We start from the raw sequence: 19,737 nt of genomic DNA, 5'->3' as shown, positions 1-19,737 counted from the left end.
CTTGTTCGCGCGGAGAGTGTCCGCGCGACTGTGTTAACCGATAATACAAATCATAGAATAAACCACGGCCACGCCATTCACTCGCTACACCTTCTCGATCTGCACCAGATTGGTGTGTTGCGGGTTGCCTTTTGCCAGCGGTGAAGGGCGGTGCGTGGTCAGGGTGTTGATGCATGAGCCGTGATCGATGCGATCGCCACTCATATTGGCGTCGTGCCAGGCACCCTGGCCCATAGCGCTCACGCCGGGCATGATGCGCGGCGTCACTTTTGCTTCAATTCGTACCTCGCCGCGTTCGTTAAAGACGCGCACCGTATCGCCGTTCTTAATGCCGCGTTTTTCAGCATCGACAGGATTAAGCCAGACCTCCTGGCGACAGGCGGCTTTCAGCACGTCTACATTACCGTAGCTCGAGTGGGTACGGGCCTTAAAGTGGAAACCAAACAGCTGCAGCGGGAACTGTGCGCGCTCGGGCGCATCCCAGCCGTCGAAGGTTGATGCGTAGACGGGCAGCGGACTGATGGTCTCATCTTTTTCCAGCTCCCAGGTGGCCGCAATCTCCGCCAGCTTGCTGGAGTATATTTCAATCTTACCCGATGGCGTTTTCAGCGGGTTGGCTTCCGGATTTTCGCGGAATTTTTTATAGGCCACAAAATGGCCGTTCGGATCTTTACGCTTGTAAATGCCCATTTTTTTTAGCTCGTCATAGGACGGCAGATGAGGGTCTTTTTCGAGCATTTTGGCATACAGATACTGCAGCCACTGTTCCTGCGTCCGTCCTTCGGTGAATTTCTGATGGATATCCGGCCCGAGGCGTTTCGCCACTTCGCTCATGATCCAGTAGATGGGCTTGCGTTCAAATTTCGGCGCGGTCACGGGTTGAAGGAATATCAGGTAGCCCATGTTACCCGCATAATCGTTAGGAATGATGTCTTCCTGTTCGACGGTCATCAGGTCTGGCAACACGATATCGGCATACTTCGCTGACGACGTCATGAAGTTATCGATGACCACAATCATCTCGCACTTGCTTTCATCCTGCAGGATATCGTGGGTTTTATTGATATCGGAGTGCTGGTTGATGAGGGTATTGCCCGCGTAGTTCCAGATGAACTTAATCGGCACGTCCAGCTTATCCTTGCCGCGCACGCCGTCGCGCAGGGCGGTCATCTCCGGACCGCGGGTGATAGCGTCCGTCCAGCTGAAGCAGGAAATTTGCGTTTTGACCGGGTTATCCGGCAGCGGCATACGTTCGATGGTGATGGTGTAGGTGGACTCACGCGCGCCGCTGTTCCCGCCGTTGATCCCCACGTTTCCGGTGAGGATCGGCAGCATGGCGATGGCGCGGGAGGTCAGCTCGCCGTTTGCCTGGCGCTGTGGTCCCCAGCCCTGACAGATGTAGGCCGGCTTCGCGGAGCCGATTTCGCGGGCAAGCTTAACGATGCGATCCGCCGGAATGCCGGTGATGCGTGAGGCCCACTCCGGCGTTTTCGCCGTGTGGTCATCGCCCTGGCCGAGAATATACGCTTTGTAGTGACCGTTAGCGGGCGCGCCTTCCGGCAGCGTTTTTTCGTCATAGCCGACGCAGTATTTGTCGAGGAACGGCTGGTCGACCAGGTTTTCGTCGATTAACACCCAGGCAATACCCGCTACCAGCGCGGCATCGGTACCCGGACGGATCGGGATCCACTCATCTTCACGTCCGGCTGCCGTGTCGGTGTAGCGCGGGTCGATAACAATCATGCGCGCGTTGGACCGCTCGCGGGCCTGTTCCAGATAGTACGTAATCCCGCCGCCGCTCATGCGCGTTTCTGCCGGGTTATTGCCGAACATGACCACCAGTTTGGTGTTTTCGATGTCCGAGGTGCTGTTGCCGTCGTTACTGCCGTAGGTGTAGGGCATCGCGCAGGCAATTTGCGCCGTGCTGTAGGTACCGTAGTGGCTCAGGAAACCGCCGTAGCAGTTCATCAGACGCGCCACCAGCGAAGCGTAAGGGGAGGAGCGGGTGATATTGCCCCCGACAATCCCGGAGGAGTAGTTGATATACACCGCTTCGTTGCCGTAGTCGGCCACCACGTCTTTCAGACTGGCGGCGATCGTGTCGAGCGCTTCATCCCAGGTGATGCGTTCGAACTTACCTTCGCCGCGTTTGCCCACGCGCTTCATCGGGTAGTTCAGACGGTCAGGGTGATTGATGCGACGGCGAATTGAACGTCCGCGCAGGCAGGCGCGCACCTGGTGATCGCCATACGCATCCTCACCAGTGTTGTCCGTTTCGACCCAGTACACTTCGTTGTCACGCACGTGCAGACGCAGCGCACAGCGGCTGCCGCAGTTGACCGAGCAGGCGCCCCACACCACGGTATCTTCAGGCGGCTGGACGGCGTGCTTCACCGCCGCGGCGGCGCTTTTTAAACCAAAAGGCAGCGAGATCCCACCAGCGGCAAGCGCCAGAGAACCTATCGCCGTAGATTTCACGAGAGTTCGACGGCTAATTCCGCCGTGATGTTCAATATCGGACATGGCTCACCCCATCATTATAATTGCGTATTATTTTCCCCGAAATGATATCCGGGCTAATGATGGGGTGAGTGTTACTTATTTGGGGGTATTAAATCTTAATCCTCATCAAATCAAAGGGGATTGAGGGTCAATTACTGAGCTTCAGCTGCCGCACCACTGCCTGTACGGGTGTACAAAATTTTGAAGGTGTCGTTGGCGCAGTGGCCCACCACCTGCGTGCCCGCCTGGTCGGCCTGGTCGTTCGGCACAATGCTCAGCGTAAACCCTGATTCAGGCACGCCGTTGTTGATAATCTTCTGCTGAATGTCGCTTTTCACGCGCTCGCAGGAATCCGGTGCCGCCAGCGCGACCGTTGAGGCACTCATTAACACTAGGGCGGTAATCCAGGGTAACCGTTTCATCTGTAGCTCCTTTTCTCTGTGTAGAGATTAATTTTAGCAGGCTTCGTGTAAACAACTGTATTTGCTAATATGATTGGGACTAATCTCCCTGTACGGTAATAAATGTGAAGAAATACGCAGCGATAACGCTACTGGCAGCAACACTGATGGGGTGCGACAACAGCTCCGCGCCGCTGTCGTTTACGCCCGAGATGGCGAGTTTTTCAAACGAGTTTGATTTTGATCCGCTGCGCGGACCGGTCAAAGACTTTACCCAGACGCTGTTCAACGAGAAGGGCGAAGTGTCCAAACGGGTCACCGGCACCGTCTCGACGGAAGGGTGTTTCGATACGCTTGAGCTGCACGACCTGGAGGCCAACACCGGCGTGGCGCTGGTGCTGGATGCCAATTACTATCTCGACGCAGAAACCCAGCAGCGCAAAGTGAAGCTGCAGGGGAAATGCCAGCTGGCCGAACTGCCGTCAGCCGGGGTGACGTGGGATACCGACGACAACGGTTTTGTGGTGGCGGCGCACGGCAAAGAGATGGAAGTGAAGTATCGCTACGACGCGGATGGCTACCCGCTGGGCAAAACCACCGTCTCCGGGGATCAGCATCTGTCCGTCCAGTCGACGCCGTCTAAAGATCTTCGCAAAAGAATGGATTACTCGGCAGTGAGCATGTTGAATGATAAGCCGCTGGGCAACGTGAAGCAGAGCTGCGATTACGACCGCCACAATAACCCGGTGAGCTGCGATCTGACGATCACGGACGACAGCGTCAAACCTGCCGTTGAGCGCAAGTACACCATCAAGAACACGATTGAATATTACTGAGAGTAACGTGCATTTTGTACGTTTCGCCCGGCGGCGCTACGCTTGCACGGGCCTACAATGAAGCACCCTGTAGGCCGGGTAAGCACAGCGCCACCCGGCAAGAAAGACAGCGCAATGGTTCATGACAAGGTTTGTCATCAATCTCACTGCGCGGTAGGTTTCAGCAGGCTGGCGCCTGACGGTTTGTGTCCGGCCAGGTGCTGATGCTGGAAAATGCACATGCGGATGGTGTTGCGGTATTCACCGTTAATAAAGAACTCGTGAATCAGCTCGCCTTCCACCATGAAGCCCAGCTTGCGGTAGATATGGATCGCTTTCTCGTTCTCTTTGTCCACAATCAGGTAAAGCTTGTAGAGATTCAGAACGTTAAATCCGTAATCCATTGCCAGCTTAGCCGCCCGTGACGCAAGGCCTTTTCCCTGATGCTCAGGGGAGATGATGATCTGAAACTCCGCCCGGCGGTGAACGTGGTTGATCTCAACCAGCTCCACAAGACCCGCTTTTTCACCTTCACACTCCACCACAAAACGACGTTCACTCTGATCGTGAATGTGCTTATCGTAGAGATCGGACAGCTCGACAAACGCCTCGTAAGGCTCTTCGAACCAGTAGCGCATCACGCTGGCATTGTTGTCGAGTTGGTGGACAAAGCGCAGGTCCTCACGCTCCAGCGGACGGAGTTTAACGTCGCAAGACACCGACATTATGGGGCTACCGTGCGGCCAGTACGGCGATCCAGGCAGCGCAGGGTGTTAGGCTCCCAGTAGGCATTGACGTTTGCACTTTGCTGACACTTATCGCGTGCGTCAAAAGCGACATCTTCTTTGTCCCACTCTTTTTCAGCACGTTTGTTGACCTTCTGACGAAGGTTACGGGTGTCATTCCATTGTTCTTTGTCCATGGCGGCGTTCTGACGGCTTTGCGCGCTGTCACCAGACTCAATAATGAGCTTGCTGGTTTCCGCTGTCGCAGAGGCGGCAAAGGCGAACGATGACAGCGCCAGCAGGGCTGTCAGACAAAGGCGTTTGCTTAATGTGGTCATAGCGTTTCCTTTTAAATGGGTGCAGATAATCAAGTTACCCCGTACAGATTCTACACTAAAGCGAAATGACGGCATACCCGCGGAGCAAGTATGGAAAAGTAAAGGGCATCATCAGGTATGATGGTTAAATAAATCCTCACCTGACGTGAAATATGCTTAAAACGACGCTGCTTTTTTTTGCCACCGCGCTATGCGAAATCATCGGTTGCTTCCTGCCCTGGCTCTGGCTGAAGAAGGGAGGATCCGTAATGTTGCTCATCCCGGCAAGCGTCGCGCTGGCCCTGTTTGTCTGGCTGTTAACGCTGCATCCGGCGGCCAGTGGGCGCGTTTACGCGGCTTACGGTGGCGTGTATGTCTGCACGGCGCTGCTGTGGTTACGCGTGGTGGACGGCATCAAACTCAGCGCATACGACTGGGCCGGGGCGCTGATTGCCCTGTGCGGTATGCTGATTATTGTGGCGGGATGGGGGCGCGCGTGAGCCTCCGGGTTTTGTGATCGTTAGCTGATTTTATGATCATTATACTTGTATGGTAGTAGGGTTGATGAGTAAATTTCCAGCATCACAACGAACGATGTAAGGAACGGAATTATGAAGATTGTCGCGGCTGACGTGTTTGTTACCTGCCCGGGGCGGAACTTTGTCACCCTTAAAATCACCACCGATGAGGGGATTGTCGGTCTCGGTGACGCTACGCTAAACGGACGCGAGCTCTCCGTGGCCTCTTACCTGAAGGATCACCTTTGCCCCCAGCTGATTGGCCGCGATGCGCACCGCATCGAAGACATCTGGCAGTTCTTTTATAAAGGCGCCTACTGGCGTCGCGGTCCGGTTACCATGTCGGCCATCTCCGCCGTGGATATGGCACTGTGGGATATCAAAGCCAAAGCGGCCAACATGCCGCTCTACCAGTTGCTGGGCGGCGCCTCCCGGGAAGGGGTGATGGTCTACTGCCATACTACCGGCCACACCATTGACGACGTGCTGGAAGATTACGCCCGTCATAAAGAGATGGGCTTCAAGGCGATCCGCGTACAGTGCGGCGTGCCGGGCATGAAAACCACCTACGGCATGGCCAAAGGAAAGGGCCTGGCCTATGAGCCTGCGACCAAAGGCGACTGGCCGGAAGAGCAGCTCTGGTCTACCGAAAAATACCTCGATTTCACGCCGAAGCTGTTCGACGCGGTGCGCAGTAAATTTGGCTTCAATGAGCATCTTCTGCACGACATGCACCACCGCCTGACGCCAATTGAAGCGGCGCGCTTCGGCAAGAGCATCGAAGCATTCCGCATGTTCTGGATGGAAGATCCAACGCCTGCGGAAAACCAGGCCTGCTTCCGCCTGATCCGCCAGCACACCGTCACCCCCATTGCGGTAGGCGAAGTGTTTAACAGCATCTGGGACTGCAAGCAGCTTATCGAAGAGCAGCTTATCGACTATATCCGCACCACCATTACCCACGCGGGCGGCATTACCGGGATGCGTCGCATCGCCGACTTCGCCTCGCTCTATCAGGTGCGTACCGGTTCACACGGTCCGTCGGATCTGTCGCCCGTTTGTCATGCCGCCGCGCTGCATTTCGACCTGTGGGTACCGAACTTTGGCGTGCAGGAATACATGGGCTACTCCGAACAGATGCTGGAGGTCTTCCCGCACAGCTGGCGCTTTGATAACGGCTATATGCATCCGGGTGACAAGCCGGGGCTGGGCATTGAGTTTGATGAAAAACTGGCGGCGAAATACCCCTACGATCCGGCCTATCTGCCGGTGGCCCGCCTTGAAGACGGAACGCTGTGGAACTGGTAAGCGAGGAGCGAACGATGAAAAGCGTAGTGATTCAGCAGCCAAACCAACTGGTGATTGAAGAGCGGCCACGCCCGGAACCAGGCGCAGGCGAAGTCCGCGTGAAAATCACGCTGGCGGGTATCTGCGGGTCGGACAGCCACATCTATCGCGGCCATAATCCTTTTGCGAAATACCCACGCACGATCGGCCACGAGTTCTTTGGCGTGATTGACGCCACAGGCGAAGGGGTTGACGCTGCCCGCCTGGGCCAGCGCGTCGCGGTTGACCCGGTGATCAGCTGCGGGCACTGCTACCCGTGCTCCGTGGGAAAACCGAACGTCTGCACCTCGCTGGTGGTGCTGGGGGTGCACCGTGATGGCGGCTTCAGTGAATATGCGGCAGTGCCTGCTCAAAATGCCTGGGCCATTCCGGATGACATTCCCGATCGACACGCCGTCATGGTTGAGCCCTTTACCATCGCCGCCAACGTAACGGGGCAGGCGAAACCGACGGAACAGGACGTCGCGCTGATTTACGGCGCTGGCCCGATGGGACTGGTCACCGTGCAGGCGCTGAAAGGCGTCTATCAGGTGAAGCAGGTTATCGTGGTTGACCGCATAGACGAGCGCCTGGCGATGGCGCGGCGCAGCGGCGCGGATTGGGTCTTTAATAACGGCGAGCAGTCGCTGCAGGCCGCGCTGGAGGAAAAAGGCATCAAACCGACGCTAATCATTGATGCCGCCTGCCATCCATCTATTTTGCAGGAAGCGATAACCCTGGCCTCGCCAGCGGCGCGCATCGTGCTGATGGGCTTTTCCAGCGAGCCGAGCCAGATTGTTCAGCAGGGCATTACCGGCAAAGAGCTGGCGATCTTCTCCTCGCGCCTGAATGCCAACAAATTCCCGGTCGTCATCGACTGGCTGAAGAGGGGGCTGATCGACCCGGAAAAACTGATCACCCATACTTTTGACTATCACCACGTAACAGACGCCATCGAACTGTTTGAGAAAGATCAGCGGCAGTGCTGCAAAGTCTTACTCACGTTCGGCCAATAATCATTTACGCGATTAAGAGCCTGCGCAGACAGGCTCTATGTGGTTCGCATCTTACCTTTCAGAGATAGCCATCATGACACAAGTACAACCGCAACGCTCCACCGCCGATCTGGTGAAAGCCGCCGTTTCCGGCTGGCTTGGCACCGCTCTGGAGTTCATGGACTTTCAGCTTTACTCGCTGGGGGCCGCCCTGGTCTTCCATGAGATCTTCTTCCCCGAACAGTCTGCCGCGATGGCGCTGATCCTGGCGATGGGGACCTACGGCGCAGGCTATATTGCGCGCATCGTCGGGGCCTTTATCTTCGGCAGAATGGGCGACAGCATTGGCCGTAAGAAGGTGCTGTTTATCACCATCACTATGATGGGGATCTGCACCACGCTGATTGGCGTCCTGCCGACCTACGCGCAGATCGGGATTTTTGCCCCGGTTCTGCTGGTGACGCTGCGCATTATTCAGGGTCTGGGCGCCGGGGCTGAGATCTCCGGGGCCGGAACCATGCTGGCGGAGTACGCGCCGAAAGGAAAACGCGGCATCATCTCCTCGCTGGTGGCGATGGGCACTAACTGCGGGACGCTGAGCGCCACGGCGATCTGGGCCATCATGTTCTTTGCCCTTGACCGTGAACAGCTGCTCGCCTGGGGCTGGCGCGTGCCGTTCCTCGCCAGCGTCGTGGTGATGATCTTTGCCATCTGGCTGCGTATGAATCTCAAGGAGAGCCCGGTCTTTGAGAAAGTGAACGATGCACAAACTGTGCAACCGGACACGTCGCTCGGTTCCATGGTGAAAAGCAAATCCTTCTGGCTGGCGACTGGCCTGCGTTTCGGCCAGGCGGGCAACTCGGGGCTGATCCAGACCTTCCTCGCGGGCTATCTGGTCCAGACGCTGCTGTTCGATAAGGCCATCCCTACCGATGCGCTGATGATCAGCTCCATTCTGGGGTTTATCTCCATCCCGCTGCTGGGCTGGCTTTCCGATAAAGTGGGGCGCCGTCTGCCGTACATTATTCTCAATATCTCCGCCATTCTGCTCGCGTACCCAATGCTGTCGATCATCGTCGATAAGAGCTATGCGCCGGGGACGATCATGCTCTCTATCATCGTTATCCATAACTTCGCCGTTCTGGGGCTGTTCGCGCTGGAAAATATCACCATGGCGGAGATGTTTGGCTCGCGAAACCGCTTTACGCGTATGGCCATCTCCAAAGAGGCGGGTGGTCTGGTGGCGGTGGGTTTTGGTCCGGTGCTGGCAGGGATCTTCTGCAATATGACCGGCTCCTGGTGGCCGATTGTTGCCATGCTGGTGGCCTATTCCGTGATTGGACTGGTCTCGGCGATCCTGATGCCGGAAGTGCGCGACCGTGATTTGAGCGCGGCGCATGACGCAGCTGAGTCTGCGCCAAAAGAGACGGTCGGTTACGGCGCTGTCTCCTCGCGACGCTAGTGGTTTATAGCTTGCGTGACTTGTCACACAACTTTGTTTTTATGTCACACCACATGACCAAAAGTTAATATAAATCAAAATCTCAAACGGCAGTATCAGTATGGTTGATGGCAGTAATTTTTTACCCCAACTGCCATTCTAGTTGGTGTAGTCAGCAGGCGCTGCCGCTTCAGAAAGAGCGGCAGCGATCCACAGCTTTCTAATTAACGAGTCTTAATCATGGAAAATACCTTATTACAGGCCAATGCGACGCTGCCTCAGTACGATCGCGACAGCCTTAAAGCTCGCATCGTTCATTTAGGCTTTGGCGCATTTCACCGGGCGCATCAGGCAGTGTATGCCGATATTCTCGCCGCTGAGCACGGCAGCGACTGGGGCTACTGTGAGGTTAACCTGATTGGTGGTGAGCAGCAGATTGCCGATCTGAACGCGCAGGATAATCTCTATACCGTGGCGGAAATGTCTGCCGATGCGTGGACCTCCCGCGTGGTGGGCGTGGTCAAAAAGGCCCTTCATGCGCAGGTTGACGGGCTGGAGACGGTGCTGGCGGCGATGTGTGACCCGCAGGTCGCGATTGTCTCGCTGACCATCACCGAGAAAGGGTACTGCCACTCGCCGGCGACCGGGCAACTGATGCTCGATCATCCGTTTATCGTCGCCGACCTGCAAAACCCGCACCAGCCAAAATCTGCGCCGGGTGTCGTCGTGGAAGCGCTCGCGCGACGTAAGGCGGCAGGTCTGCCGGCGTTTAGCGTGATGTCATGCGACAACATGCCGGAGAACGGTCACGTGATGCGCAATGTCATCTGCGCGTACGCCCGTGCGGTAGACGGTGAGTTGGCGGACTGGATCGAATCCCATGTCTCCTTCCCGTCAACCATGGTGGATCGCATCGTGCCTGCGGTCACCCCCGACACTCTGGATAAAATTGAGCGGCTGACCGGCGTGCGCGATCCGGCGGCGGTGGCCTGTGAACCGTTCCGCCAGTGGGTAATCGAAGATAACTTTGTGGCAGGGCGTCCTGCGTGGGAAAAAGCCGGTGCTGAACTGGTGTCGGACGTGATCCCGTTTGAAGAGATGAAGCTGCGCATGCTTAACGGCAGCCACTCATTTCTGGCCTACCTGGGCTATCTGGCGGGCTACCAGCATATCAACGAGTGTATGGAAGATGAACATTACCGCATCGCCGCGCACGCGCTGATGCTCAACGAGCAGGCGCCTACGCTGAAGGTCAAAGGCGTCGATTTAGGACGCTATGCCGATCTCCTGATTGCCCGCTACAGTAACCCGGCCCTGCGCCATCGGACCTGGCAAATTGCGATGGACGGCAGCCAGAAGCTTCCGCAGCGCATGCTGGATTCCGTGCGCTGGCACCTGGTGCATCAGAAGCCTTTCCCGCTGCTGGCGCTGGGCGTGGCAGGGTGGATGCGCTATGTTGGCGGCGTGGACGAGCAGGGTAATGCGATTGACGTGAGCGATCCGCAGCTGGCAGTGATTCAGGCGGCGGTTAAAGGCAGTGCGGAAGGGGAAAACCGGGTCAAGGCGCTGCTCGGCATCGAGGCCATCTTCGGCAAGGAATTACCGCGTGAAGCCGTCTTTGTTGATGCGGTGATGAAGGCTTACCAGACGCTGCTGCAAAAGGGGGCGAAAGCGACCGTGGCACAGTACGTGTCTCAACGGTAATTCATCACATGCCGCCGTTCGCGGCGGCATGTCTACGCACCGTTTAGTGCATACCCAGGCGAATCAGCTCAATCGGTTCGAACTTACCTTCGCATCCTTCCACTTCAACCGTTTTGCTGCGGCGCACCTGCGCGGCATCCAGCCCGTCGCTGTGGATCGCTTTAATCACGCCAGTTTTGCCCGTGCCGCTAATCATGACGCGGCTGCCGGTGGTGATTGCATTGCGGTTACGGTCGTATGTCATCATGGTATTTTCTCCTCTCTAACCTTTTCGTTACGGCGTTATTTCAGGGTTGCCGTTCACGGAGCATATAAATACGCCTGTCTGCATCACATGTTTTTGTTTTTGATCAAACTCACACTTTTTTCTTTATTGTGCCGGGCGCTGACGGTTCACGACAGCAATTGACAAAGCAGACCGTTATTTTCATTTATTGATAGTTTCAGAAGGGAAGCGTTGAGGGTTGGTTTATATTCCCGGTGCCATTCTGGGTACAGGAAATAACCCTTTCATCGGAATAAGGAGTCAGGCTTATGTATAAGAAGATTTTGATGCCTGTTGATGTGTTTGAAATGGATTTGAGCGACAAAGCGGTTCGCCACGCGGCAAACCTTGCGAAGGCAGAGCGCGCCTCGATTACCCTGGTCAATATTCTGCCGGCCAGCAGCCGATCCCTGCTGCGCGGATTTAATGCCGATATTAAAAAGTTCGAAGAGTATATGACCGAGGAATCCGGTAAGAAAATGAACGCGTTAAAAAGACTGTTCGATATCTCGCCGGAGAAAATTGACAGCCTGGTGCGCTTTGGCAACGTCCGCGATGAAATCATCAGGCTGAGCAAGGAGGGGGAATATGACGTGATTGTCATCGGGTCGAAAAATCCGGGCATCACCACCCATCTGCTGGGATCAAATGCGGAATCTATCCTGCGCTACGCCACAATTCCGGTGTTAGTCGTTCGCTAAACCTATCGCCGCGTCCGAAAGGGGGCGGCGTAATATTACTCTTCGCTAAACCACTCGCTATTTTCCTGACGAATCAGCTGCACGGATTCGCTAATTTCCTGCAGATGCAGCGTCATCGCTTTTTCCACGCCGTCCGGGTCGCGTTTTTCCAGCGCGCTGAAAATATCGTGATGCTGTCGGAGCAGCATTTCCGGCGGGGAGACGTGATCGAGACTCATATAACGCACGCGGTCGATGGTGGCCTTGATGTTTTCGATGGTGTCCCAGGCCAGCTGGCAATCCGCAATCTGCGCCAGTTTCTGGTGGAATTCATCATCAAGCTGGAAGAAATCATTCAACTGCTTACGGTCAATCGCAATCCGCTGCTGATGCAGGTTTTGCTCCAGTAGGTAACACTGCTTGTCGTTGATGAGCTTTGCGGCACGGCGCGCCACCGCGCATTCAATGGCCTGGCGAACAAAACAGCCGTTGCGCACCTGAGAGAGTGAAATTTTGTTCACGTAGCTGCCGCGCTGCGGGCGGATCTGAATCAGACCGTTTTCCGCAAGCTTAATAAACGCTTCACGCACCGGCTGACGGGAAACGTCAAAACGCACGGACACCTCTTTTTCAGAAAGCGGCGTTCCCGGTGGGATCAGGCAATGGACAATATCACGTCGCAAAATGCGATAGATTTGCTGGTTTACGGGCTGGGTGGGATTGAGTTGCGATTCAGCGGCCATGAGTTGTCATTTCTCAGAGAGTTAGCCTGAACATACTACCATTCTTTTATAACCCGAAACAGACCCGGCCCGCAGGCCGGGAAGGTCAGCGTTAGCCACGATGGACGCTAAGTCCGGCAAAACTCTGGCTGACCGGCATCATTTCTACGGTATTGATGTTGACGTGTTTTGGCAGCGTCGCCACCCACCAGACCGTTTCGGTGACATCTTCCGGCGTCAGGGCGTTCGCGTTTTCATAGGTTTTGTCTGCTTTCGCGTCATCGCCTTTGAAACGCACGTTGGAAAACTCGGTGCCACCCACCAGGCCCGGCTCGATGTCGGTGACGCGAATGGCGGTGCCGTGCAGATCGGTCCGCAGGTTAAGGCTGAACTGGCGCACAAACGCTTTCGTCGCCCCGTAGACGTTACCGCCTGCATAGGGCCAGCTTCCGGCGGTGGAGCCGATATTAATAATGTGGCCACGATTACGCTCAACCATGCCCGGCAGCACTGCGCGGGTCATGTAGACCAGCCCTTTGTTGTTGGTGTCGATCATGTTTTCCCAGTCTTCCACGCTGGCTTTGTGGGCAGGCTCCATGCCCAGCGCCAGACCGGCATTGTTGACCAGCACGTCGATGGCGCGCCATTCTGCTGGCAGATTTGCAATCATCTCTTCGATCGCCGCGCGGTTACGCACGTCCAGCTGCGCGGTCAGAATGCTGTCGCCTAGTTCGTCCTTCAGCTCCTGCAGACGTTCCTGACGGCGGCCGGTCGCGATAACCTTGTGCCCGTTGGCGACGAAGCGACGCGTGATGCTTTCACCAAAACCTGCCGTTGCCCCGGTAACTAAAATAATCATCTCACTGTTCCTCAACGCTTTTTGTGTTGTACTAACATAGCACGGCCGCAGAGGGTGCGTTAAGGCAACATTTGTATGACAGCGTTGCAGGGGAAGGCGGCCTGGCCTACTCTGGGAGGATACCCGTACTCAGGAGCGAAAGATGACGGCCACGAATCCCTTTTTTAACATCAGCCTGCTGCCTTACCAGGCCCCCCATTTTGATGAGATCAACGACAGCCACTATCGTCCGGCCTTCGATGAAGCCCTTCGCCAGAAGCGGGCGGACATTGACGCGATTGTCGCTCAGGCCGCTGCGCCTGACTTCGCTAACACCGTGCTGGCGCTGGAGAAAAGCGGCGCTTTGCTCGCGCGCGTCAGCAGCGTGTTCTTCGCCATGACTTCCGCGCACACCAATCCGTATTTACAGGAGCTGGAGGAACAGTTCTCCACCGAGCTTGCCGCGCTGGCAAACGATATCTGGCTGAATGACGTGCTGTTTGCCCGCGTGGAGACCGTCTGGCAGGACCGTGCCGCGCTGGACACCGAATCCCGTCGTCTGGTCGAAGAGACGTATCAGCGGTTTATTCTGGCCGGCGCGCGTCTGAATGAGACAGAAAAGGCCGAGCTAAAGGCGTTGAATACCGAGGCGGCCTCCCTGACCAGTCAGTTTAACCAGCGTCTACTGGCTGCCGATAAAACGGGTGGGCTGGTGGTGGATTACGCGCACCAGCTTGACGGGCTCAGCGCCGGTGAGATTGCTGATGCGGCGCAGGCTGCCGCGGAGCGAGGGCTAAACGATCGCTGGCTGATCCCGCTTTTGAACACCACCCAGCAGCCCGCGCTTTCCGCGCTGCGCAATCGTCAGACGCGCGAAAACCTCTTCAACGCAGGCTGGACGCGTACCCAGAAAGGGGATGAAAACGATACTCGCGCGCTGATCCTTCGTCTGACGGCGCTACGTGCGCGACAGGCCCGTCTGCTGGGCTTTGAGGATTACGCCAGCTGGAGCATCGCCGATCAGATGGCGAAAACCCCGGCCGCCGCGCTGGAATTTATGCGCGGCATTGTGCCTGCCGCTCGCGCCCGCGCGGAACGCGAGCAGGCGGATATTCAGAAAGTCATCGACGACGAGCAGGGCGGTTTCACCGTGGAGGCCTGGGACTGGGCCTTTTATGCGGAGCGCGTGCGCCAGGCAAAATATGCCCTCGATGAGTCGCAGATCAGGCCCTACTTTGCGCTCAATACCGTGCTGCAGGATGGCGTATTCTGGGCAGCCAGCCAGCTGTTTGGCATTCGCTTCGTCGAACGCTTCGATATCCCGGTGTATCACCCGGACGTCCGCGTATGGGAAATTTTCGACCACACTGGTGAGGGCATGGCACTGTTTTACGGTGACTTCTTTGCCCGTGATTCCAAACAGGGCGGGGCATGGATGGGGAATTTCGTCGAGCAATCCTTCGAGTTTGCTGCCCGTCCGGTGATCTACAACGTCTGTAACTATCAAAAACCGGCGAATGGCGGTGTCGCGCTTCTCTCCTGGGATGACGTGATAACCCTGTTCCACGAGTTTGGCCATACGCTGCACGGTCTCTTTGCCAGCCAGCGGTTCGCCACGCTTTCCGGCACCAATACGCCGCGTGATTTTGTTGAGTTCCCGTCGCAAATCAACGAGCACTGGGCCAGCCATCCACAGGTGTTTACCCATTATGCGCGCCATTACGAAACCGGTGAGCCGATGCCGGACGCGCTGCGGGAAAGCATGCTCAACGCGACCCATTTCAACAAGGGTTATGACATGACTGAACTGCTGGCTGCCGCGCTGCTGGACATGAACTGGCATGGCATCGGCGAGGCCGTTTCGAGCGTGGAGGATTTTGAAGCGGCTGCGTTGAAAAAAGAGGGGCTGGATCTGCCAGCCGTGCCGCCGCGCTACCGCAGCAGCTATTTTGCCCATATCTTCGGCGGCGGCTACGCGGCGGGGTATTACGCCTACCTGTGGACGCAGATGCTGGCGGACGATGGCTACCAGTGGTTTGTTGAGCACGGCGGCCTGACCCGTGAAAACGGGCAGACATTCCGCGAGGCAATTTTGTCCCGTGGTAACAGCACGGATTTAGCCGAACTGTATCGCAACTGGCGCGGGCACGATCCGAAGATTGAGCCGATGCTGGAGAATCGTGGGTTGAGCGCGTAAAAACGCCGTTAGCAAATAACAGAACCGGGCTTTGCGCCCGGTTTTTATTGTTTTTCCCGCAACAACTATTCGAATTCAGAATGAATAAATTGCCTGACCTGAAGTATCGAATTCAGGTTAAGTTTTTGCCCAATATTATTGGTGTAGGTATAGACAGTTTTGGGGGACAGGTAAATTTTTCTTGCAGCAGCAACCGTGTCATCAGTATCCAGCAGGGCGAAAAGTGTCTTTTTCTCCTGTTCTGAAAGCATGCTCAGACTTCTGCAGCGTGCGATGTGGTTCAACGCATATTCTGATGAATACGTCCGACCGCCCGTAAGCTGCTTTCGAAACTCCATAAAGCACGATTTCCTGTAGATTGTCACAAGCGGTTCGAGAACTCTTGAACTGACATCCTTGCCACCGATGAAGATCATTTCATGCTTTTCAGTGAGTTTCTTTCTTTTCAGAAGGTTGAAAATAGCACCCAGGCTTCGGAATGATTCAATATCTACGACGCAAACCTTTCTGCTGGGGGACGCTTGCTGAAGGATGACAGACAGCGCTTTATTCAAAAAAACATCTTTCGTCAAAATTATGTGAGGCATAAACATAACCAGAACATCTCAGAACAATGTGAAAAGGGGCCCTAAGGCCCCTGTGGAACATCAGAATCCGATACGGACACCTGCCACACCCTGGATCGGTGTTTCGATTTGGCTGCCCTGACGATAATTAGCCTCACCGTACAAGGTTACGTCTTTACCAACGTTGACCGATGCACCCAGACCGTACTTGCCTGACGTGCCTTTGACGTTGTTGTCAAAGCGATTGCGCTCATTGATCGTGACTTCGTTTGAGTTAGCAAACTCTTGCACGACCGCAGCTGACAGATAAGGTTTGAACTCAGTCGAACCCAGACTGAACTTACCGGAAAGCTTCGCACCGGCTTCACCCGTAACAGAACGTGGAGTGCCCGTGTTGCCTTTCATGCCGTTACTGAGTTTCACATCCTCACTGGTCATCTGAACAAACGCCAGGCGCCCATAAGGCGTGATGCTTACGTCATCTTTGAGATCGAACTGATAACCACCTTCAACGGCGGTGCTGAGTGCATACTGCGTCCAGTCACCGCCGGTTCTGCCCCCGTTGGTCATAACCGCTCTCAGTTTGTTGTTAAGACGGTTACCTTTCACAACACCGTCAGCGTAGAACCCGCTGGCGTCAAACCACGTTGCATACAGGCCAAGACCATAGCTGTCGATTTTGCTTGTACCGCCGCGGGCATGTTTCACTTTGTTATCGCTAAAGGACATGAATGCGCCAGTGACGAGGCTGCCGCCCGCAAAGTCTGTCCTGGTGTCAGCGCCGATCTCCATACCGTTCTGGCTAAGCTGATAGGCTGCGCCATTGCTTGTATCAATGTCACTTTTACTGCCGAGGTAGTGTCCCCATACGTTGCTTTCTGGTCCGGTTTTATCCAGACTCGCGCGATAAGTGCGCAGGCCATCCAGCTCAGAATGGATAACGTTCAGACCGGCATTAGACATGGCCAGAATGGCATCAGTTGCAGGTGTGGTCATTGGCTTCTTACCGCCATTTCCGTTACCTCCTGCGTTGCCGTTGTCACCACCGTCAGGGTTCTCGCCGCCAGGGTTCTCGCCGCCAGGGTTCTCGCCGCCAGGGTTCTCACCGCTAGGGTTCTCGCCGCCCGGATTCTCACCGCCCGGATTCTCACCGCCAGGGTTCTCGCCGCCCGGATTCTCGCCGCCAGGGTTCTCACCGCCCGGATTCTCACCGCCAGGGTTCTCGCCGCCAGGGTTCTCGCCGCCCGGGTTCTCACCGCCGCCGTCCATTGCGCCGAGATACCAGACGTTACCTCCATTGAGGCCGTCCTTATTCTGCTGGCTGTACAGGGTGTACATGTACGTCCCCCCGTCTACGAAGCGGGTGCTTCTCCCGGACACCGTGACCATTTCAAAATCAATGTCACCGCCTTTTTCATGGATGAGGTTCAGCGTCAGATCAGTGTGGTCTGATATCTCCTTACCGGAGTCAGCCACGGCAATACCAAACAGGCCTGATCCCTGCTCGATAGTAATGAAGTTGGCTTTACGGTCGGCCAGTGACGTATTTAAAAGGAAGCTCCCGATACCGTTTAGTTCCATAATTGTCAGCTTCGCGAATTCACTGTCGCTGTTGCGAAGGAAGTTGACGTTACCACCGACCATGGTGAGCTTACCAACCTCAGCTGTGTCCGGGCCGGATATGGCATCGGAAAGGTCGTTAACAGAAAGGGTACCTCCCTGGATGTTTACGTCCGTTGCGAGAGAGCCGGCATTCATCAGCAGTTCGCCACCGACGTTTACTCTGGTTTCGCCGTCGGCCACTGCTCCGGCCCACAGCCACGACTGGCCGCCATCAATGGTGGTATCAGTGATTGTGCCGAAGACCTTCTGTTGGCCATCACTTTTGATGGTAGTAGAGGTGGCTTTGCCACCAGCGGAGACATACTGAGCACCGCCGCTGCTGATTATGGTCTGATTAGCCTCACCTGTGACCTCCTGCTCACCACCACTTTTTATCGTAGTGTAGGTGGCCAGGCCGCCAGCATGGACGTACTGACTGCCACCATTGTTGATGGTTGTAGAGGTGGTAGTGCCGAAGACGCGCTGCAGACCATTACTGTTGATGGTAGTAAAAATGGCTGCACCGCCACTTCCTAAGGTCTGCAAGCCCCCACTATTGATGCCGACACTGGTGACCGTTCCGCCCTCCCAGATAATCTGTGAGCCACCATTCATTGTGACATCTGTAGCACTACCGCCACTGCTGACGTACTGAACACCACCGCTGTTGATTATTGTAGAGGTAGCCGTACCGCCATTGGAGACATACTGATAACCATCACCGTTAATTATCGTAGAGGTGACTAAACCGCCATCAATGAATTGAACACCACCGCTGTTGATAGTAGTGGCGGTGGCAGTGCCACCCGTGGAGATATACTGCTGACCCTCCGTCATGATGGTGGTGAAGGTTGCTGAACCGCCACTGGAAACATACTGTCGACCACTACTGTTGATGGTGCTGGAGGTGGCCAGGCCACCACTAGAAATTAGCTGAAAACCACCGCTGTTAAGGGTGGTGTCAGTGGCCAGACCACTACTGTATACGTGCTGCTCTCCGGCACTGTTGATGGTGGTGGAGATGGCAGAGCCACCACTGGAAATATACTGTTGACCACCGCTGTTGATGGTTGTGGTGGTTGCTGCGCCGCCAGCAGTGAGTCGCTGTTCGCCACCTCTGTTGATGGTCGTAGAGGTGGCTGTTCCTCCATCGGAGATACGCTGCGTACCGCCGTTAATAATAGTGGTGGTTGCCGTGCCGGAGACGAACTGTACACCTCCGTTGATAGTGGTGGAGATGGCCTTACCGAAGACATCCTGTTCACCGTCGTTGATAGTGGTTAAAGTGGCTTCACCATAGACGTTCTGAAAACCACCATCTATGGTCGTGGCGGTCGCCGATCCGCCTGCGCTGATGAACTGTATTCCCATTGAATTGATGGTAGTAGAGGTTGCCGAGCCAAGTCCGTCTACGTTTTGTCGACCGCTATTTATTATTGTTTCGAAGGCCGTGCCGCCAATGAGGACGTTCTGAACGCCAGCACTATTGATGGTAGTAGAGGTTGCCGAACCACCACTGGAGACATACTGATAACCACCACTATTTATAGTCGTAGAGGTTGCTGAGCCGCCACTGGAGACGTGCTGATTACCCCCGCTGAGAGTAGTAATGGTGGCAGTACCGCCATTAAAGATGGTCTGCGTGCCACGGTTGTTGATGATAGTCGAATAGGACCAGCCTCCATCATAGACGTTCTGGTTGCCGCTGTTGTTGATGGTGGTGACATTGGCCATGCCGCCGCTAGAGACGCGCTGAGAGCCGCCGCTGTTGATGATGGTGGCAGTCGAAAAACCGCCACTGGAGACGAGCTGAGAGCCACCAGTGTTGATGGTAGTGGCAGAGGTATAACCGCCACTGGTGATGAACTGACTACCACCGCTGTTAATGGTGGTAGAGTTGGCCGTATCGCCTGCATGAATACCCTGTATACCCGTTACCGTCTCACCTACATAATTCGCAGCCATGACCGATCCGGAAGGCAGTAATATGGCCCCCAGCAGCAGCGCCAGTGCGCTTTTCTTCGGCGTCAACTTCGGACGACCGGACCCGGTCGCAAGTTCAGAAGTTACCACCCACTGCTGGCGCGACTCGCACCAGACCGTGGTATATATCTTGTTCATAT

At 55.7% G+C, this 19,737-nt stretch carries 17 protein-coding genes; 8 read left to right on the top strand and 9 right to left on the bottom strand.

The genetic code is table 11. The features are described 5' to 3' along the window. Positions 1–84 precede the first annotated feature (84 nt). The gene (gene ynfE, locus ACMGGE_RS06480; RefSeq protein ID WP_420293554.1) at positions 85–2,523 is read right to left on the bottom strand and encodes a selenate/tellurate reductase subunit YnfE; all 2,439 of its coding nucleotides are present in this window, start codon (positions 2,521–2,523) and stop codon (positions 85–87) included. A 131-nt stretch (positions 2,524–2,654) separates the two neighbouring features. Continuing rightward, entirely contained in the window at positions 2,655–2,924 is a 270-nt protein-coding gene (locus ACMGGE_RS06475; protein ID WP_334761795.1) for a DUF1161 domain-containing protein, read from the bottom strand. Between the two features lie 104 nt (positions 2,925–3,028). Here ACMGGE_RS06475 and ACMGGE_RS06470 point away from each other — a divergent pair, with 104 nt between their 5' ends. Continuing rightward, positions 3,029–3,739 (top strand): YnfC family lipoprotein, encoded by a 711-nt coding sequence (locus ACMGGE_RS06470; RefSeq protein WP_072052294.1) that lies wholly within the window; start codon positions 3,029–3,031, stop codon positions 3,737–3,739. 143 nt (positions 3,740–3,882) lie between these two features. Here ACMGGE_RS06470 and speG read toward each other — a convergent pair whose 3' ends face one another. Then, positions 3,883–4,443, bottom strand: a complete 561-nt coding sequence (gene speG, locus ACMGGE_RS06465) for a spermidine N1-acetyltransferase (RefSeq protein ID WP_048030664.1) — start codon at positions 4,441–4,443, stop codon at positions 3,883–3,885. Continuing rightward, complete coding sequence (locus tag ACMGGE_RS06460; RefSeq protein WP_023335541.1) at positions 4,443–4,781, bottom strand: DUF1283 family protein; 339 nt, start codon at positions 4,779–4,781, stop codon at positions 4,443–4,445. The genes speG and ACMGGE_RS06460 overlap by 1 nt, the downstream gene beginning before the upstream one ends. A 152-nt stretch (positions 4,782–4,933) precedes the next feature. Between ACMGGE_RS06460 and ACMGGE_RS06455 the strand changes: the two genes are divergently transcribed. From ACMGGE_RS06455 to ACMGGE_RS06435, 5 genes are all read left to right on the top strand, one after another. Beyond that, positions 4,934–5,260, top strand: coding sequence for a YnfA family protein (locus ACMGGE_RS06455; protein ID WP_277718732.1), 327 nt, complete (start codon positions 4,934–4,936; stop codon positions 5,258–5,260). A gap of 111 nt (positions 5,261–5,371) precedes the next feature. Then, positions 5,372–6,586 (top strand): D-mannonate dehydratase ManD, encoded by a 1,215-nt coding sequence (gene manD / locus ACMGGE_RS06450; protein WP_023292552.1) that lies wholly within the window; start codon positions 5,372–5,374, stop codon positions 6,584–6,586. Positions 6,587–6,600: 14 nt separating this feature from the next. Further along, positions 6,601–7,620, top strand: a complete 1,020-nt coding sequence (locus ACMGGE_RS06445; protein WP_048030661.1) for a Zn-dependent oxidoreductase — start codon at positions 6,601–6,603, stop codon at positions 7,618–7,620. Positions 7,621–7,693: 73 nt separating this feature from the next. Further along, positions 7,694–9,061, top strand: coding sequence for an MFS transporter (locus ACMGGE_RS06440; protein ID WP_045910620.1), 1,368 nt, complete (start codon positions 7,694–7,696; stop codon positions 9,059–9,061). Between the two features lie 219 nt (positions 9,062–9,280). Further along, positions 9,281–10,744: a mannitol dehydrogenase family protein gene (locus ACMGGE_RS06435; RefSeq protein ID WP_420293553.1), complete on the top strand. Its 1,464-nt coding sequence runs from the start codon at positions 9,281–9,283 to the stop codon at positions 10,742–10,744. Between the two features lie 43 nt (positions 10,745–10,787). Here the strand turns inward: ACMGGE_RS06435 and ydfZ are convergent, their stop codons facing one another. Continuing rightward, a complete protein-coding gene (gene ydfZ / locus ACMGGE_RS06430) occupies positions 10,788–10,991 on the bottom strand; it encodes a putative selenium delivery protein YdfZ (protein ID WP_014883679.1) in 204 nt (67 codons plus the stop codon). A 287-nt stretch (positions 10,992–11,278) separates the two neighbouring features. On the opposite strand from ydfZ, the gene ACMGGE_RS06425 reads away from it, so the two are divergent. Next, entirely contained in the window at positions 11,279–11,710 is a 432-nt protein-coding gene (locus ACMGGE_RS06425; protein WP_045910417.1) for a universal stress protein, read from the top strand. Positions 11,711–11,745: 35 nt separating this feature from the next. Here the strand turns inward: ACMGGE_RS06425 and ACMGGE_RS06420 are convergent, their stop codons facing one another. Next, positions 11,746–12,432, bottom strand: coding sequence for a GntR family transcriptional regulator (locus tag ACMGGE_RS06420; protein ID WP_420293552.1), 687 nt, complete (start codon positions 12,430–12,432; stop codon positions 11,746–11,748). Positions 12,433–12,523: 91 nt separating this feature from the next. Beyond that, positions 12,524–13,270, bottom strand: a complete 747-nt coding sequence (gene ydfG, locus ACMGGE_RS06415) for a bifunctional NADP-dependent 3-hydroxy acid dehydrogenase/3-hydroxypropionate dehydrogenase YdfG (RefSeq protein ID WP_023292548.1) — start codon at positions 13,268–13,270, stop codon at positions 12,524–12,526. 142 nt (positions 13,271–13,412) lie between these two features. Between ydfG and dcp the strand changes: the two genes are divergently transcribed. After that, entirely contained in the window at positions 13,413–15,446 is a 2,034-nt protein-coding gene (gene dcp / locus ACMGGE_RS06410) for a peptidyl-dipeptidase Dcp (protein ID WP_420293551.1), read from the top strand. A 65-nt stretch (positions 15,447–15,511) separates the two neighbouring features. On the opposite strand, the gene ACMGGE_RS06405 is transcribed toward dcp, so the two are convergent. Both ACMGGE_RS06405 and ACMGGE_RS06400 read right to left on the bottom strand, forming a co-directional pair. Beyond that, a complete protein-coding gene (locus ACMGGE_RS06405) occupies positions 15,512–16,033 on the bottom strand; it encodes a LuxR C-terminal-related transcriptional regulator (RefSeq protein WP_420293550.1) in 522 nt (173 codons plus the stop codon). 60 nt (positions 16,034–16,093) lie between these two features. Next, entirely contained in the window at positions 16,094–19,735 is a 3,642-nt protein-coding gene (locus ACMGGE_RS06400; RefSeq protein WP_420293549.1) for an autotransporter outer membrane beta-barrel domain-containing protein, read from the bottom strand. Positions 19,736–19,737 lie beyond the last annotated feature (2 nt).

Source organism: Enterobacter sp. BNK-22 (genome assembly GCF_048684805.1).
Taxonomy (GTDB): Bacteria; Pseudomonadota; Gammaproteobacteria; order Enterobacterales; family Enterobacteriaceae; genus Enterobacter; species Enterobacter quasiroggenkampii.
This window is presented reverse-complemented; position numbering and strand designations above follow the sequence as displayed.

Bases quoted from the DNA above. Each gene is read 5' to 3' on its own strand.
- ACMGGE_RS06425 (WP_045910417.1), top strand. From the start codon at position 11,279: ATGTATAAGAAGATTTTGATGCCTGTTGATGTGTTTGAAATGGATTTG.
- ACMGGE_RS06405 (WP_420293550.1), bottom strand. From the start codon at position 16,033: ATGCCTCACATAATTTTGACGAAAGATGTTTTTTTGAATAAAGCGCTG.
- ACMGGE_RS06420 (WP_420293552.1), bottom strand. From the start codon at position 12,432: ATGGCCGCTGAATCGCAACTCAATCCCACCCAGCCCGTAAACCAGCAA.
- ACMGGE_RS06435 (WP_420293553.1), top strand. From the start codon at position 9,281: ATGGAAAATACCTTATTACAGGCCAATGCGACGCTGCCTCAGTACGAT.
- ACMGGE_RS06445 (WP_048030661.1), top strand. From the start codon at position 6,601: ATGAAAAGCGTAGTGATTCAGCAGCCAAACCAACTGGTGATTGAAGAG.
- ACMGGE_RS06400 (WP_420293549.1), bottom strand. From the start codon at position 19,735: ATGAACAAGATATATACCACGGTCTGGTGCGAGTCGCGCCAGCAGTGG.
- dcp (WP_420293551.1), top strand. From the start codon at position 13,413: ATGACGGCCACGAATCCCTTTTTTAACATCAGCCTGCTGCCTTACCAG.
- ACMGGE_RS06460 (WP_023335541.1), bottom strand. From the start codon at position 4,781: ATGACCACATTAAGCAAACGCCTTTGTCTGACAGCCCTGCTGGCGCTG.
- speG (WP_048030664.1), bottom strand. From the start codon at position 4,443: ATGTCGGTGTCTTGCGACGTTAAACTCCGTCCGCTGGAGCGTGAGGAC.
- ydfZ (WP_014883679.1), bottom strand. From the start codon at position 10,991: ATGATGACATACGACCGTAACCGCAATGCAATCACCACCGGCAGCCGC.
- ydfG (WP_023292548.1), bottom strand. From the start codon at position 13,270: ATGATTATTTTAGTTACCGGGGCAACGGCAGGTTTTGGTGAAAGCATC.
- ACMGGE_RS06440 (WP_045910620.1), top strand. From the start codon at position 7,694: ATGACACAAGTACAACCGCAACGCTCCACCGCCGATCTGGTGAAAGCC.
- ACMGGE_RS06475 (WP_334761795.1), bottom strand. From the start codon at position 2,924: ATGAAACGGTTACCCTGGATTACCGCCCTAGTGTTAATGAGTGCCTCA.
- ynfE (WP_420293554.1), bottom strand. From the start codon at position 2,523: ATGTCCGATATTGAACATCACGGCGGAATTAGCCGTCGAACTCTCGTG.
- manD (WP_023292552.1), top strand. From the start codon at position 5,372: ATGAAGATTGTCGCGGCTGACGTGTTTGTTACCTGCCCGGGGCGGAAC.
- ACMGGE_RS06455 (WP_277718732.1), top strand. From the start codon at position 4,934: ATGCTTAAAACGACGCTGCTTTTTTTTGCCACCGCGCTATGCGAAATC.